General features: G+C 58.0%; 12 protein-coding genes. 3 read left to right on the top strand and 9 right to left on the bottom strand.

The window, feature by feature from the left end:
* Positions 1-14 precede the first annotated feature (14 nt).
* A complete protein-coding gene (locus DY251_RS04700; RefSeq protein ID WP_116622692.1) occupies positions 15-1,277 on the bottom strand; it encodes a four-carbon acid sugar kinase family protein in 1,263 nt (420 codons plus the stop codon).
* Between the two features lie 9 nt (positions 1,278-1,286).
* Positions 1,287-2,426 (bottom strand): acyl-CoA dehydrogenase family protein, encoded by a 1,140-nt coding sequence (locus tag DY251_RS04705; RefSeq protein ID WP_116622693.1) that lies wholly within the window; start codon positions 2,424-2,426, stop codon positions 1,287-1,289.
* A gap of 211 nt (positions 2,427-2,637) precedes the next feature.
* Here DY251_RS04705 and DY251_RS04710 point away from each other — a divergent pair, with 211 nt between their 5' ends.
* Positions 2,638-3,921 (top strand): cytochrome P450, encoded by a 1,284-nt coding sequence (locus DY251_RS04710; RefSeq protein WP_116622694.1) that lies wholly within the window; start codon positions 2,638-2,640, stop codon positions 3,919-3,921.
* 24 nt (positions 3,922-3,945) lie between these two features.
* Here DY251_RS04710 and DY251_RS04715 read toward each other — a convergent pair whose 3' ends face one another.
* From DY251_RS04715 to DY251_RS04740, 6 genes are all read right to left on the bottom strand, one after another.
* Positions 3,946-5,190 (bottom strand): aminotransferase class III-fold pyridoxal phosphate-dependent enzyme, encoded by a 1,245-nt coding sequence (locus DY251_RS04715; protein WP_116622695.1) that lies wholly within the window; start codon positions 5,188-5,190, stop codon positions 3,946-3,948.
* A 58-nt stretch (positions 5,191-5,248) separates the two neighbouring features.
* A complete protein-coding gene (locus DY251_RS04720; protein WP_245415856.1) occupies positions 5,249-6,850 on the bottom strand; it encodes an ABC transporter substrate-binding protein in 1,602 nt (533 codons plus the stop codon).
* A 255-nt stretch (positions 6,851-7,105) separates the two neighbouring features.
* Entirely contained in the window at positions 7,106-8,059 is a 954-nt protein-coding gene (locus DY251_RS04725) for a sugar-binding transcriptional regulator (RefSeq protein WP_116622697.1), read from the bottom strand.
* Between the two features lie 114 nt (positions 8,060-8,173).
* Positions 8,174-9,223: a substrate-binding domain-containing protein gene (locus DY251_RS04730; RefSeq protein ID WP_116622698.1), complete on the bottom strand. Its 1,050-nt coding sequence runs from the start codon at positions 9,221-9,223 to the stop codon at positions 8,174-8,176.
* Positions 9,224-9,260: 37 nt separating this feature from the next.
* Positions 9,261-10,250, bottom strand: coding sequence for an ABC transporter permease (locus tag DY251_RS04735; protein ID WP_116622699.1), 990 nt, complete (start codon positions 10,248-10,250; stop codon positions 9,261-9,263).
* A complete protein-coding gene (locus DY251_RS04740; protein ID WP_116622700.1) occupies positions 10,250-11,755 on the bottom strand; it encodes a sugar ABC transporter ATP-binding protein in 1,506 nt (501 codons plus the stop codon). The genes DY251_RS04735 and DY251_RS04740 overlap by 1 nt, the downstream gene beginning before the upstream one ends.
* Positions 11,756-11,894: 139 nt before the next feature.
* Here DY251_RS04740 and mtnK point away from each other — a divergent pair, with 139 nt between their 5' ends.
* Both mtnK and mtnA read left to right on the top strand, forming a co-directional pair.
* A complete protein-coding gene (gene mtnK, locus DY251_RS04745; protein ID WP_116622771.1) occupies positions 11,895-13,160 on the top strand; it encodes an S-methyl-5-thioribose kinase in 1,266 nt (421 codons plus the stop codon).
* Positions 13,157-14,245 (top strand): S-methyl-5-thioribose-1-phosphate isomerase, encoded by a 1,089-nt coding sequence (gene mtnA, locus DY251_RS04750; RefSeq protein ID WP_116622701.1) that lies wholly within the window; start codon positions 13,157-13,159, stop codon positions 14,243-14,245. Before mtnK ends, mtnA begins: the two co-directional genes overlap by 4 nt.
* A gap of 2 nt (positions 14,246-14,247) precedes the next feature.
* Here mtnA and DY251_RS04755 read toward each other — a convergent pair whose 3' ends face one another.
* On the bottom strand, positions 14,248-15,375 hold the full coding sequence (locus DY251_RS04755; protein ID WP_116622702.1) for a Gfo/Idh/MocA family protein: 1,128 nt from the start codon (positions 15,373-15,375) through the stop codon (positions 14,248-14,250).
* Position 15,376: the final 1 nt, after the last annotated feature.

Genomic DNA, 15,376 nt, shown 5'->3' on the forward strand with positions numbered 1-15,376 from the left:
AACCAACGCGGCTGCTAAGGCTTGAGCGCTTCCAGCGATTTGAGCAGAATGTCTGGCGTGCCAAGCTTGCCGGATTTCAGAAACAGCGACATCGGTACAGGCTCGTCAGCGACGCAGAATCCACTGCCCAATGGACCATCCGGCAAGGCATGCACGCGGCGAATGCCCAAGGCTGCAACCACGGCCCCCGATGTTTCACCGCCGGAAACAACCATCCTGCGTACGCCGCGATCGCGCAATCCTGCCGCAACTCCCGCGATCAAACGTTCTGCCCGGCGGGCAGCACCAATGATGCCCATAGCTTTCTGCGCTTGCTCAACTCCTGCCGCGCTCGTGTCCGTTGAAATCCCGACCGGTTGCGAGCCAATCAGCGGGGACGCCCATTCAAGTGCCGAGGCGATGATTGCCGCCTCGTCGCGTTCGTCCAGCGGGTTAAGCGTCAATCCGGGGTAATGGGCGGAAAATTGCGCGAATTGTTCTGTTGCGACAGGCCCTACACTGCCGACAAGCACCGCGCCCGGCCCTTCCGGCAGCTTGACCTTATGCACTTTATGGTCTGCGCGTTCCCCTGCAAGCGCAATAGCGAAGCCGATAATCAGCGGATCGCTGGCAACGACAACCGCCGAACTTTCGGCCGCAAGCTGGACGGTTACGTCAACGTCGCCATCATCGCTTGCATCTGCCAGAACGTGGCGCACGCCCGACTGCACGAGCTTTTCCCACTCCTGCCGTGCGGGATCAATTCCTCGTATCAGAACGCTGTGCGGGAGCAGTGCGACAGGCGTGCGCGTTTGATGCGAGAGGAACCGCACCAGATCGGGATCCGTCATCGGTGTCAGCGGATCGAGGCGCTTGATGGACTCCGAAACGAGACGCGAGCGGTAGAACATATATCCTTGATGCACGGTGACATTGTAGATCGGAAAGCCTGCGCTCATCAGCACGGGCGCGCCACCCGCGCGGTCTGAGAGATAATCCGCAGCCAGCCCGATGTTGCCCTTTTCCGTGGAGTCAAAACTCGCGCACGCCTTATAGGCGATCCGGGCGCAGCCAGCGGCTTCGAGCGCGGTTGAACCGCTCGCGATGATGGCCTCAGCCTCGTCAACAGGGATGACGCGTGTTCGCGATGCAAAAATCAGAACATCACCATGCGGATCATCCGTGATGGCTTGAGGGTCGAAAAAGACGGGCGAGCGAAGTCCGGCCGCTTCCAACTTTCCGGCAACGAGCAGCGCCCCGGTAAAGTCATCGGCGATGATACCCAGACGGACCGTCATGCACCCTCCTCAAGCGTTGAGCATTTCGCGCGCGATAATGATCTGCTGAATTTGGCTCGTGCCTTCGTAGAGCCGGAACAAGCGCACGTCACGATAGAAATGCTCCACCGCGCTGTCGCGCATGTAGCCCGATCCGCCATGTATCTGCACGGCGCGGTCCGCTACGCGCCCGACCATTTCCGAGCAATAGAGCTTGCAACTGGCCGCCTCCTGAATGATGCGCGCACCGCTATCCATGCGCCGCGCCGCCTCTATGACCATGCAGCGTCCGGCAAAACATTCCGTACCACTTTCCGCAAGCATCGCCTGCACGAGTTGGTGCTCACCAATCGCCTTGCCGAACTGCTTGCGCTCGCGCGCGTAGGAAACCGACTCGTCGCAAAGGCGCTGTGCGGCACCCACGCAAACGGCGGCGATGTGCAGTCGCCCGCGATTCAAAACCTTCATCGCCGTTTTGAAACCCTGCCCTTCCACGCCTCCGATAATCGCGTCGGCAGGCACCACGCAATCTTCGAGAATTACGTCGCATGTGCGGGTGCCTCGCTGACCCATTTTCTCATCTATTTTGCCGAGCGAAAGGCCGGGGCTGTTGCGAGGAACCAGAAACGCCGTGATGCCGGACGCGCCCTCCCCTCCCGTGCGCGCCATCAATGTGAAAACATCCGCAATCGGCGCGTTTGTGATGAACCGTTTGGTGCCGTTGAGGATATAGTTTTTCCCCTGCCGCCGTGCGGCGGTCTTTATCGCAGCGGCGTCCGAACCCACATCCGGTTCGGTAAGAGCAAATGAGCCAATAACTTCGCCGCGGGCCAGACGCGGAAGCCAATATTGCTTCTGCTCATCAGTGCCGTCCGCGATGATTCCTTGCGAGCCGATGCCATTATTGGTGCCGATCACCGAGCGAAAAGCTGGCGATGTATAGCCAAGCTCCAGCGCAACCATCACCTCCTCTTCCATGGTCAGACCAAGCCCGCCATAAGCTTCGGGAATCGTTAGCCCGAACAAGCCCAGATCGCGCATCTCATCGATTATCGCCCCCGGAATGGCGTTTTCCTGTTCGACGCCCGGCTCCGCCGGAATGAGGCGTTCACGCACAAAGCGGCGCACAGTCGTGACCAATTGGTCGAGCAATTGGCTGTCTCTTATCATGTCGCCTCCTCCGTGGCTGATTGAGATGCCAACTCCAAATTACATCAGAGCTTTGTTCGCACAATAGAAATTGGAATTTATTTCCATATTTGTTTCTGACACGGCTTTTGTCTTAGCTATTGTCTTGCCTGGCGACAGCTTGCAACATAGTCTCGAAAGTGAAATTATATTTCATCCGTGCTGTCGATCGACTTCGGTCAGAGGGAAAAACATGCCGGAAATCATCAAAATATCCGACCTGCCCTTGCTAAGCGAAGCTGGCTTCGCGGGCGGGCGAGACAATTTTCACGCATTCTGCAAAGCGATCTTTTCGGACCGCCAGCCGCGCTATTTTCGAACCAAGGCAGACGCGCTTGTAGTTTTCAATCACGCCGATCTCATGGCGTTCGGCACAGCGCCGCAGATAGGAAATGTGCCTCCCGGAATTTTATTTCCCGGCACTATGGATGCACCGCCAGATGCCGAAGCCGCGCCGGGGAAACGCATCGCCGAAGTGCTGTCGGCTCAGGTCTTCACAACCAATCCGCCCATACATGGCGCAAGCCGGCGAATCCTGTTGAATTGGATCGGGCCGAAGCAAGTTACCGGCATGGAGGGGATTGTTCGTGACCTCGTCGACAATATTCTCGATGCGATGGATAACGGCACAGAAGTAGATTTCGTGCCGAGCGTTTCAGAGGCTTTGACGATTGGCTTCTGGTCCAAGTTGCTTGATCTAACCGCCGACGAAATCGCGCGGATTACCCAAGCAACAAGAGAAATGAACCGGCTGTTTATCATCGACCGAACAGAGGAAGACCTGAGAGCGCTTGACCGCGCTTTTGACGACTACGCCAAGGTTCTCGATGACGCCGCGAAGCGCGGGCTGGAAAATGGAAATGCGGACCTGCTCGAAATTCAGCGACAGCTTCAAGAGTTGAATTTCGAGGAGGATATAAATTCGGTTGGTGTTTACCCGCGGACCGTCAGCGAGGTGCTTTCCGGCAACCTGATTGACGGATTTCATACGGCAGCACTTGCTTCGGCCAACACCTGCTACACGCTTTCGCGCCATCCGCATGTTCTGGATGAAGTCCGCGGCTCTTCGCAATTGCTTGCAAAGGCAATCTCGGAATCTCTAAGGCTTGAACCTCCAGTTCTATTGCTCAGGCGCTATGTGCTGGAAGATTTCGAGTATGACGGCATGATCGTGCCGCGCGGAACGCAAGTTGTTATGATGTGGGCTGCGGGCAATCTGGACCCGAAAGCGTTTCCCGAACCATACGAGTTCGACCTGCATCGACGCCATCAGGGAATGACCGTTTTTGGCAATGGCATCCATATTTGCCCCGGCAGATATGTCGGAATAATGCTGACGCGCATACTGCTCGAAGGCTTAGAAGCGCGAAACATGCGCTTGCGTCCGGGACAATCGGCTGCCGAATGGATACCGGGCTATTTCATGTCGCAATTGCGTAGCCTGCCTATAGCAATTGAGCGGCGCGCCGAAGAATAAGCACCGCTCCTTGCATCGACCACCTTAGGACTGAACGTAGCCAGCGGCTGCAATATCCTTCATCGCGTTGTCTGCTGCTTCGATGCCGCGATCAACATCGGCAGGGGTATGCGCAGCGCAGAGGAACATGTTGTGACGCGGATGGAAGTATGCTCCGTGGCGCAACGCAGCCAGACCGAATGCATTGCCGATCCGCAGGTCAGCGTCGTCGTCAAAAAGCAGCATAGGCATCTGCGCAGGTCCGGTCTGGCGCAGACGGAAGCCATTGCGGCGCGCCGCTTCATCAAGCCCCGCGCGCAACCGCTCACCCATCGCGATCGTATGGCTGATTGCGTTGCTCTCTTTCAAAATGCCGATCGTAGCTACCGCCGCGGCCATCGCCGCCCCGCCGTACCAAAACGACCCGGTCGTGAAAATCTTGGCTGCGGCCTCGCGAAACGCATTGCCACCAACAACCGCTGAGATGGGCCAGCCATTTGCTATCGACTTTGACATGGCTGCGAGGTCTGGCTTGACCCCGTGCGGGAACCAGCTTCCACGCAAGTGGATTCGGAAGCTGGCGCGCACATCATCCAATATGAGTGCTGCGCCGGTGCGGTCACAGATTGCCCGCGCCTCAGCGAGAAAAGCCGGGTCCGTCATCTCCTGGTCGCGCTGCACATCATGCCGGTATGCGGTAATCATGATACCGGCGAGATCATCTCCGGCCTGATCGGCAGCCGCGCGCAAGCTGGCTGCGTCGTTGAAATCAAAATGTATCAGATGCGCCTTGTCTTCCGCCGTAACACCGACGACCGACGGCGTGCACCAAGGCACGGCGCCATGATAAGCGCCACGAGCGACTAGAATTTTCCGCTTTCCGGCTTGCGCACGCGCAATCATCACGCAGACCGTTGTCGCGTCGGTGCCGTTTTTCTGAAAGAGCGCCCAGTCTGCGCCATCGACTGTGTCGACCATCAGCTCAGCCAGTTCCACCATCTTCTCAGTGGGACCGTTGCCGATGTCCGCCGCCTTCATTTGCTCAAGCGCTGCGGCGTCCACGACCGGATGGTGATAGCCAAGAAGATTGGGACCCCATGCACACATGAAGTCAACATATTCATTTCCGTCCACATCCCAGACGCGGCAGCCTTCCGAGCGCGCGAAAAACTGCGGATAGCCCGGCCCGATTGCACGCGTTGCCATATGACCCCAGACGCCTCCGGGTACGACGCGTTGCGCACGACCAAGAAGAGCGGCATCCCGGCTGTTGAGCAGACTGACATTCATATCGCATTTCCTTGAAATCAAGGGCGAAGCCGTTGCTGGCTTCGCCCTGCGTATCAGATCAATTGTCGTTTGATATTTCAGCGAGCGGCGTGTTGCAGCACGGGCTGAACCGCACACCCTTGACGTTTGGACCGTAGGCGAGAACCAGGGACGGATTGATCATCGGTAGAATGATGTCCGCCTTCTTGATCATTTCCGCCGCATCGAACCACTTTTTCGCAGCTTCTTCCGGCGTTTTTGCAGCCAGCGCAGCATCCATAACGCCACGGATTTCGTGGTTTACGATGGACGGATCACGTTCCCCGCCAGCGCGCTTAGCCCACACCGTTCCGGGTGCAAGGCCGAAATAGTCGATGTACTGCGACGTACCGAAGAAGTCCGGCGCATAGAAGACCATGCTCAATGGGATGCCGTCACCATTCACCGCATCGCGCCAGTTCGAGAATGGTACCGGCGACAGCTTTACCTTGATGCCGACCTGCGCCAGATCCTGCTGAACCTTCTGCATCATGAGGTTGAAATCGACGCCATAGGTATTCATGTCAGGGTAGATCGATTCAATCTCAAACCCGTCTGGATGTCCTGCATCAGCCAAAAGCTTCTTCGCATGTTCCGGGTTGTATTCTGGAACCTTGTGCCCCTCAGCACCCGGAAAACCGGGAGGAACAGGAACGGCGATCTCACTGCCCGCACCACCAACGACAAGATCGATCAACCCCTTGCGGTCGATTGCGCTCGAAATCGCCTCGCGAACTTGTGGCGTCAACGGCACCTTGTTGCCTTTCGCACCCGGCGAAAGAACAACATAGACAAAGTTCAGCGAAGGCAATTCTTCAACCTTCGCGGCCGAACCCTGGAGGCTCTTTGCCGTTTCAGGATCGATCTGCTGGGCGATGTCGACCGTGCCGGATTGCAGCATCTGCGCCTGAGCCACGGCGTCTTTCACCTGACGGAACACAACTTCAGGCACTTTCGCCTTGTTGGCACCCCAATAAGTGTCGTTGCGCTTCAGCCGCAGTTCGGCATTTGGCTCATACCCTGAAAGCACAAACGTTCCCGAGCCTGCGGAATTTGCCAACAGCCATGTTTCGGCAGTGTCCTTATCGACTGCCGTCGCATCTGCAAGACCACCGTGCTCGGCAACAACATCGCTATTCATAACAGCCATATATGAAGCTGCAAGTATTTGAATATATTCCGAGTTTGGCGATGCCAGCTTCAGCACTACAGTCTGCGCATCCGGTATCTCAATTGAGGTGATAGGATCGGCCATGAAAGACGAGCTGGTCTTGATGTTCTTCAAGCGCTCGAAGGTCCATTTGACGTCCTTGGACTCAACAGCGGAACCGTCCGAGAACTTGGCCGCCGGGTCGAGATGCAGCGTGATCTGTGTTTGCTCGGGGTTTACCTCCCAGCTTTTAGCCAGAAGCGGAATAATTTTGTTGTCCTTGTCGAGCGTGACGAGGGACTCATAAGCTGAAGAGTTGAAAATCTGGCAGGTATCGCACCATGCGCGATGCGGATCGAGCGAATTAATGTCCATGTCGCGGGCGATAACGAGCGTGCGGCTTTCAGCATGTGCCGCTCCGCCAAGCGCTGCAACAAGAGCCGCCGACACCAGTATGCCGCGCGGCCTGAACATTCGGGATAGTATAGTCATATGCTTCTCCTCTGGTGGGTTGTCACGGCTTCTCTTGTCCGTCGTATTGATTGACCCGTAGTCCGGACCTCACTGGGTCGGGATTGGTCGCCGGAGCAACATTCCGTCTCGCACAATCCAGCGACCGAAAACTCTCGCTGCGAATATATGGAACTTAATTTCAGATTTTATCAAGCCCAGATGCTCATCCGAACGACATTTTGATATAGCAAATTGCAGCTTGAGCAGATGAAGGCCAATAGCTGGTCTAATGGGCTATGCAGACCCCATGCTCATGAGGTCGGAGAGAGACAGCGCCATTGCTCGCGTCAGCACCAGGTGGGTTGCAAAGCGCCCCGCAAGTGCTGCTTGCAGCGGCTCCAGCTTTGCCGACTCCTGCACCACCATCAAACGTCGCGGGATGGACTTTAGATCTGCAAGGTCGGCGGATATGCAGCGGCGATTATAATCGCAGTCGAGTGCCGCACCTGCCGCATCGATCATCTGCCCAGCTATCACACCAGCGGCCCCGCTGCGACGCAGCGCGCGCACCTCGGCAGCCGTTATCGCACCGCAGCGCACGACATGCGCGTCCTCATCCGCAACACCCGCTGAAAACAGCGCCACATCGCATTCTGCAACGCCTGCCAACTGCTCGCGGATAACTGGCTCTGCGCGCAGCGCGCTGGCGAGCGCTTCTGTCGAGAGGATGAGCGGAGCATAGAAATTAAGGCCCCTGGCGTTCAACCGGCGAGCGATCTCCATCGTGCATTGGTCTGGGCGATACGAGTATGGCGCTCCGAGGTTGCCGCAAAGCTGAACGACCGTAACGTCTCGCAAATCGGCGAAACTCATCGCATCGGCGATAGCGTATACGGTGCGGCCCCAGGCAATACCTACACGCTGGCCATTACTGACCATTCCCTGAAAGACATTAGCCGCAAGCACCGGTATTTCGTCTTCCGCTTCGCGGTAAGCATCACCATCCGCGATCCACACGCCTTCGAGGCCAAAATGATCCTCCAGCTGGCGCGCCAGCACATCCGAGGCGAAAAGCTCGGTTGAGGCGGTGATCGTTACGATGCCGGTTTCCCGCGCGCGGCGCAAATACATAGCAACCGACGCTCGCGAAATATCAAGCCGTTTGGCGATCTCGTCCTGCCGCAGCCCGTGCGTATAATAGAGCCAAGCGGCCTTGTGTACGATCTGGTCGCCGGGACGCAAAGACATGACAATCCTCCTGATCTGACAATATTCAGGTCAACTGGAAAATGTCAATTTATAAGACAATGCTTTGATAATTTGAATGCGGGACGGACCAGCCGCCCCGCAACTCAACCACATTTATTTATTCGGGTTCGGCATCCAGGCCGGCATGGCAACGTCGGCATGGGCAAACTGAGGCATCTTTGCAGACAGTTCTTCCATGTTCTTGATGTCGTTGTCGTTGAGATCTTTTTGTGTAATCAGCGTCGGCGGAACGATAACATTGTGGCCCGGATCTTCACCTGCCAGCAATTGCGCGAGCGCACGCACCGATACCTGACCCACCACGGCCGGGTTGGTCGCGGCCGTCGCGGCCCAAGCACTGCCGGGCTCACGCATTGCGGCAATATCGGCGGTCGAAATGTCGGCCGAATAGATCTTTATCGATGAGGAGAGACCTGCCTCGTCGACGGCGATCTTCACGCCCTTTGCGAACTCATCGTAGGGAGCAAACATCACCTGAATGTCGGGATGCGCGGACACGACGGAGCGCGCCTGGTTGGCGACCGAGTTCGCAATCGGGTTGTCGAGCGTGCCAAACATGGCGACTTCGTCGATGCCCGGATATTTTTTCTTGAATTCGCGCCAGGTTTCGTCGCGACGGTCGAGTGGCGCAATACCGGCCACGTAAACATAACCCGCTTTCCAGCTCTCGCCATTATCCTTGATTGCCTGCTCCAGAGCCAGACGAGCAAGGTCGCGGTCGGACTGCTCGACTTGCGGGATTTTATCGTTTTCGACATTGACGTCGAACGCGACGACCTTGATGCCAGCGTCCACTGCGCGCTGCGCGGCTTCTTTCATGGATTCGGTCAAGCCATGCTGGATAATGATACCTTTCACACCAAGCGCGATGGCCTGATCCACCATATCGGCCTGCAGGGCCGCATCCTGACGGCTGTCGAAAACCTGAAGCTGCACGCCAAGTGCTTTTGCCTGCGCTTCAACGCCCGCGAGATAGGCCTGGAAGAAGTCACCCGTCGACAGATAGCGCACCAGCGCGATCTTGACGTCGCCGGGCTTATCGAACGGAGCAGGCTTGTCCTGCGCGAGAGCTGGCCCTGCAAAAAGGACAGTCCCGGCGGCAAGCGCCAACCCGAATTTGCCTAACGTCCTGCGCGTGATCATGCCATTTCCTCCGACTGGAACCGTTGTTGAGGTGAGGCTATCGGGCGGTCCGACCCGAAAGCGAAAACGTAAAGATGAGAGCGATGACAAGCACCGCACCCTTGACGAAATCCTGCGTGTAATAAGGTACGTTCATCATGGTCAGGCCCTGCAACAGCACACCGACGAAAAGCGCACCAATCGCGGTGCCGAACGCGTTCGGCTTCGAAGCGCCAAGCACGGCATAGCCGATCAGCGCCGCAGCGACAGCGTCGAGCAGAAGGTTGTTTCCTGACGCGATGTCTCCGCGCCCCAAGCGCGCCGCAAGCAGAATGCCGCCGATGGAGGCAAACACGCCGGAGATGATATAGGCCCAGATTTTGTAGGCTTTTACTGGCGCGCCAGCCAATTCAGCAGCACGCGGATTTGAGCCTACAGCGTACATCATGCGGCCAAAACGCGTATATTCCAGAAAGAACCAGATCAGGACTGCCAGGATAAGCAGCACGACCACAGAAACCGGCACGAGGTCTGGCAAAAAGAAGTCGAAGCGATGGCGCCCGATGGCCATGAACGCCGGTGAGAAAGTGCCTTGCGCGGTTGATCCGTCCGGCATTGTCATGCCCGCCGCGATGGAGCGTCCTTCCGTTGGAATGCGCTGCAAACCAAGCAGCAGAAACATCATGCCAAGCGTTGCGAGCAGGTCCGGCACGCGCATGTAGACGATGATAAGTCCATTAACGAGACCGACCAGCGCGCCGATGGCGAGGCAGAAAATAACGGCAACGAACGCGTTCTGTTGCAGCACGATCATCGCATAGGCAGCAGCCATCATCGCGCTCGTCGCGACCGAGCCGATCGAGAGATCGAAGCCGCCCACCACAAGTGTCGCCGTTACGCCCAGCGCAAGAATGCCGGTGATGGCGACGGACTGAAAAATGAACACCGCTGCCTGCGGACTCGCAAAGCCGCTCGTTGCGACAGAAAAGAACACGACGAGCGCAACGAGGAGCGCGAGAAAGCCGTAGCGGATGAGAATGTTTGCCATCAGGCAGCGCCTTTCATTGCGCCTGCCGCCACTTCGGCCAGCAGGCGGTCGATATCCAGCCGCTCATTGCGGTGTTCACCGACGATTGTGTGCTCGGACATGACCAGAATGCGGTCGGCGGTTTCCAGCGCCTCGTCCAGTTCGGTCAAGAAAACGAGCGTCGCCCTGCCCTGTGCATTGGCTCGCAGCTTGGCGGCAATATCGCGCCGCGCAGCTATGTCCACACCCTGAAATGGCTCATCAAGAATGAAGAGGCGCGAAGGTTGAGACATCCAGCGCCCAACCATCACCTTCTGCTGATTGCCGCCGGAAAGCGTGGTCATCATATCGCGTTCGCCGCGGCAGACGATGGCGAGGTTCTGAATCTGGCGGCGCGCCGCCTCGCGTTCTGCGCGCTTGCGCACCACTGATAGAAAGGAGAAGCGGTCGAGGAACGGCAGAGAAATGTTTCGGGCAAGATTGAAGTCGGCCACGATGCCGCTTTCAGCCCGATCCTTGGCAACAAGGAAGACCCCTGCCCGGATTGCGTCTGCAGGACTGGACGGCGCAAAGCGTTGCCCATCGAGCGTCATTTCCCCGGAAACCGCGCGCCTTGCGCCAAACAGTGTCTCCGCAAACTGTGTTTTGCCGACGCCGACCAGCCCTGTGATCGCAACAACCTCGCCATCATGCAGTTTCAACGAAAACGGGGCAGCTTGGGGCTTCAGCCGCACATCGCTCACGGTAAGGATTGGCTTGCCGCCGTCTCTCACCGAAACGGCTGTCGCTTCGGCGGATCGGCCGAGCATGGCGTTGACTGCGCCTTCGTAATCCAGCGGCTTTTGCTCGAAGGTTCCAGTGATCCGTCCATCGCGGAGCGACACGATGCGGTCTGCCAGACGCCGAATGTCGGACATGCGGTGCGATATATAGAGGATGGCAACGCCCTCATCCCGCAATCTCGAAATGATGGCGAAAAGCCGCTCGGCCTCACTGCTCGAAAGCGACGAGGTAGGCTCATCGAGGATCATCACCTTCGGCGCGTGTGCCATTGCGCGCGCAATCCCAACCATCTGGCGATCGGCGAGCGACAGCGAGGCGATGTCCGCCTTGAGGTCAACATCGAGGCCCAGCCCTGCGGCAACCTCGGCGGCTTCTCTCCGGTTGCGGCGGCGGTTGAAAAAAAGGTGCGCGCCCCTCCCTGTCAGCCGGTCGAGCGTGAGATTGGTCGCAACATCGAGCGAACTAACCACACCATCATTGATGTTCTGGTGAACCGTGACCACGCCAGCCCTTATCGCCTCGGCCGGTGTGGAAGGCGCGTAGGGCTGATCGGCGAGCGACATGGCCCCCGCGCTTGGTGCGTGCACGCCGCTCATAATTTTGACGAGGGTAGATTTGCCGGCTCCGTTGGCACCCATCAGCACCGTGATCTGACCAGGGAAAAGGTCGAGCGAAACGCCGTCCAGAACCTTGTTCGGGCCGAACGACTTCCCCAGTCCGTCAATGCGGAACATGGTAGCCATGGATGGCAAACTCCTCCCAGTGGCGAAAGCTAAGACTGGCAATGCGCAAATGTCAACTCGATTGACATTTGCCAAAAGGGTGGACTAGCCTTTTGTACGAGGGATGTTTGGCGCGAGGCATCGCGCCAATGGAGGAATCATGAAAGGTGCCGCTTACGAGGCTCTCAAGATCGAAACGCTTGCCGCGCGCCTCGGCGATGTTGCTGCGCTGCGCGATGTGCTGGGCGACCCGAAAGGTTGGCGCGTGCGCGAGGTGGGCGACGGCAATTTGAACCTTGTGTTTATCGTCGAGTCGGACAAAAGCGGCCTCGTCGTAAAGCAGGCGCTTCCCTATGTGCGACTGGTTGGCGAGAGCTGGCCATTGCCGCTCAAGCGTAGCTTTTTTGAGTATCACACGCTTATCCGGCAGGCCGCTCGCGATCCGGGCCGAGTGCCGGAAGTGCTGCATTTCGATGAGGCTCAATCGGTCATCGTTATGGAATTTCTGACGCCGCACCTCATTCTGCGGCGCGCGCTGATACAAGGTCGCATCCTGCCGAAGATCGGCAAGGATCTTGGGCTGTTCGTAGCGCGCACTCTCTTTCGTGGGTCTGATCTTGCTATGGAAGCGCGGCAGCGCAAGGCCGACCTCGCCCTGTTCGCGGACAATGTAGAACTGTGCGACATCACTGAAAATCTCGTCTTCTCCGATCCTTATTTCGAGGCTGAACTGAACGCTCACACCTCGCCGGAGCTTGATCCAATCGTCGCCGAACTGCGCGCCGACCGCGACATGAAAGTGACAGCACAGCGCATGAAGCACTTGTTCGCGACCAAGGCAGAAACCTTGGTTCATGGCGACCTGCACACCGGTTCGATCATGGTCACGGACGATGACACGCGCGTTATCGATCCCGAATTCGCCTTCTATGGCCCGATGGCGTTCGACGTGGGCATGTTGTTCGCCAATTTCTGGATGGCCTTCTTCTCGCAGGATGGGCACGAGGCAGACGGAGAGCGCGATTTGATGCGCACTTTCCTGCTGGATACGGTGGAAGAATGCTGGAGCGTTTTCTGCGCGGAGTTTTCGCGGCTTTGGCACACCGAACGCACCGGCATTCTCTATCAGCGCAGCCTGTTTGAAGATCGTGGTGACGCGCTCGGAGCGGAGCAGGCGCTTGACGAAGTGCTGCACGATATTTGGGTGGACTTGCTCGGCTTCGCTGGCGTTGAGGTGCATCGGCGCATACTTGGCCTCGCTCACAATGCCGATTTCGAGACGATCGAGGATCGCGCGACGCGCGCTGCCTGCGAAACCAAGGCACTCAAATTCGGCCGCCACATAGCCGTCAACCGGGCCGCTGTTCAGGGGCTCTCACAGGTGCGCGCTCTCGCGGAGCGGCTGCAGTCAGGAGTTATCGCGTGAAGGTTGGGGACCGCCACTACCGCACCATTTGGCCAACGAGTGATGGTCGCGCCATAGAAATCATCGATCAGCGCTGGCTGCCGCATGAATTTCGCGTCGTTCCTTTGTCCACAGTCGATGAAGTCGCAACCGCGATCCGCGACATGTGGGTGCGTGGCGCGCCGCTGATTGGCGTCACCGCCGCCTATGGCGTGGCCATCGCGATGCTTGGCGACCCATCTGACGCCGCGCTCGATTCCACTTGGGATTATCTTCACGAAACGCGCCCCACAGCCATCAACCTGCGCTGGGCGCTTGACGATATGCGCAATCTTTTGCGACCTCTGCCCCCGGCAGAACGCGCTGATGCCGCCTTCGCCCGTGCCGCAGAAATTGCTGAAGAAGATGTCGAATTAAACCGCAGCATTGGCCGCCACGGCCTGACAATCATACGCCAGATCGCAGCCTCCAAGCCGGAGGGCGAGCCTGTGCGGATACTGACGCACTGCAACGCCGGCTGGCTGGCGACGGTCGACTACGGCACCGCGACTGCACCGATATATCTGGCACTCGAAGAGGGCATCCCGGTTCACGTGTATGTGGATGAAACGCGCCCCCGCAATCAGGGTGCGCAACTTACCGCATGGGAGATGGTGGGGCAGGAAGTTCCCCACACGCTCGTGGTCGACAATGCCGGCGGCCATTTGATGCAGCACGGGCTGATCGATATGGTCATTGTCGGCACGGATCGTACTACGCGCAATGGCGACGTGTGCAACAAGATCGGCACCTATCTGAAGGCGCTCGCTGCACGCGACAATGGGGTGCCTTTTTATGTCGCGCTGCCCTCACCAACCATCGATTGGACCGTGGGCGACGGCGTTGCGGAAATTCCAATCGAGGAACGCTCCAGCGACGAGGTTTCGCTCGTCTGGGGTCGCACCGCTGACGGCAAGGTCATGCAGGTGCGGATTTCGCCGGATGCAACTGAAGCGGCCAATCCAGCCTTTGACGTTACACCTGCTAGGCTCGTCACTGGGCTGATTACGGAGCGCGGCATTGCGGAGGCATCCGAGACAGGATTGAGAGGATTGTTTCCCCGCTAAAGTCAGTCCAATTTTTGCATCGATGCGTTCGCGGCGGTCGATTTCAGCGCAGCCTCGATAAAGCGCATACCCCTCACACCATCGGCGATACCGGGCAGAAAGCTCGCGCTTTGCGGCGTACCCTTTTTATACGCGGAAATGGCATCCGCAAAATCCGCGTAGAGCTGTGCGAGCGCTTCGAGAAATCCTTCGGGGTGTCCGGGAGGCAATCGAACCGGCGTCGCAGTTGAAGCCGACCCTCGCTCTATAATGCGGACTTCGCCCGGTCTTGCCAGCTTCAGCAGATTTGGCTCGACAACACTCCATGAAAGCGAGCCTTCGTCGCCATAGACGCGAAGCGCAAGACCATTGCTATGGCCGATTGCAACCTGACTTGCCCACAGCATGCCCTTCGCGCCATCCTCAAATTGCAGCAGCATCTGGACATCATCGTCGACGCGCCTGCCGTTCACAAAAGTGGAGAGCTGTGCCGCGACCGATTCCACATGCTGTCCGCTCACATATTCGGCAAGGTGGAACGCATGGGTTCCAATATCGCCCAACGACCCGGCGCGGCCGGAACGTAGTGGGTCGGTGCGCCAAGTTGCCTGCTTGTTGCCTGTGCTTTCCACATCGCTTGCCAGCCATTCTTGCGGAAATTCGACCTGAACGACCCTGACCTTGCCAATCGCGCCAGCCTTCACCAGCCGTCGCGCCTCGCGCACCATTGCGAAACCAGCATTGGTATACGCGACAGCAAACACCACGGACTGCTTTGCGACCAGCGTTGCAAGCGCTTCGGCATCTGCAAGCGACGTTGCCAACGGCTTTTCGCACATCACATGAATGCCCGCCTCCACAAAGGCGCGCGCGGCGCTGTAATGAAGATGGTTCGGCAACACGATGCCAACTGCTTCGATGCCATCGCTGCGCGCGGCCTCCTGTTGCGCCATCTCTTCGAAATCAACGTAGCTGCGATACGATGCAATGTTCACCTGTGCGGCGCTTTCTTTGGCTCGCTCCGGCGAGGAGGAAAGTGCCGCTGCGACAAGTTCAAAGCGGTCGTCTATGCGGGCGGCAATGCGATGCGCGGCTCCAAAGAAACCGCCAATACCGCCGCCGACCATTCCAAGGCGCAATCGTCTTGCCATA

This window comes from Mesorhizobium denitrificans (assembly GCF_003403035.1).
GTDB lineage: Bacteria > Pseudomonadota > Alphaproteobacteria > Rhizobiales > Rhizobiaceae > Mesorhizobium_G > Mesorhizobium_G denitrificans.

What these genes read in the sequence shown, in the direction of transcription:
- DY251_RS04700 (WP_116622692.1), bottom strand. Translation starts at nt 1,277, where the DNA reads ATGACGGTCCGTCTGGGTATCATCGCCGATGACTTTACCGGGGCGCTG.
- DY251_RS04705 (WP_116622693.1), bottom strand. Translation starts at nt 2,426, where the DNA reads ATGATAAGAGACAGCCAATTGCTCGACCAATTGGTCACGACTGTGCGC.
- DY251_RS04710 (WP_116622694.1), top strand. Translation starts at nt 2,638, where the DNA reads ATGCCGGAAATCATCAAAATATCCGACCTGCCCTTGCTAAGCGAAGCT.
- DY251_RS04715 (WP_116622695.1), bottom strand. Translation starts at nt 5,190, where the DNA reads ATGAATGTCAGTCTGCTCAACAGCCGGGATGCCGCTCTTCTTGGTCGT.
- DY251_RS04720 (WP_245415856.1), bottom strand. Translation starts at nt 6,850, where the DNA reads ATGACTATACTATCCCGAATGTTCAGGCCGCGCGGCATACTGGTGTCG.
- DY251_RS04725 (WP_116622697.1), bottom strand. Translation starts at nt 8,059, where the DNA reads ATGTCTTTGCGTCCCGGCGACCAGATCGTACACAAGGCCGCTTGGCTC.
- DY251_RS04730 (WP_116622698.1), bottom strand. Translation starts at nt 9,223, where the DNA reads ATGATCACGCGCAGGACGTTAGGCAAATTCGGGTTGGCGCTTGCCGCC.
- DY251_RS04735 (WP_116622699.1), bottom strand. Translation starts at nt 10,250, where the DNA reads ATGGCAAACATTCTCATCCGCTACGGCTTTCTCGCGCTCCTCGTTGCG.
- DY251_RS04740 (WP_116622700.1), bottom strand. Translation starts at nt 11,755, where the DNA reads ATGGCTACCATGTTCCGCATTGACGGACTGGGGAAGTCGTTCGGCCCG.
- mtnK (WP_116622771.1), top strand. Translation starts at nt 11,895, where the DNA reads ATGAAAGGTGCCGCTTACGAGGCTCTCAAGATCGAAACGCTTGCCGCG.
- DY251_RS04755 (WP_116622702.1), bottom strand. Translation starts at nt 15,375, where the DNA reads ATGGCAAGACGATTGCGCCTTGGAATGGTCGGCGGCGGTATTGGCGGT.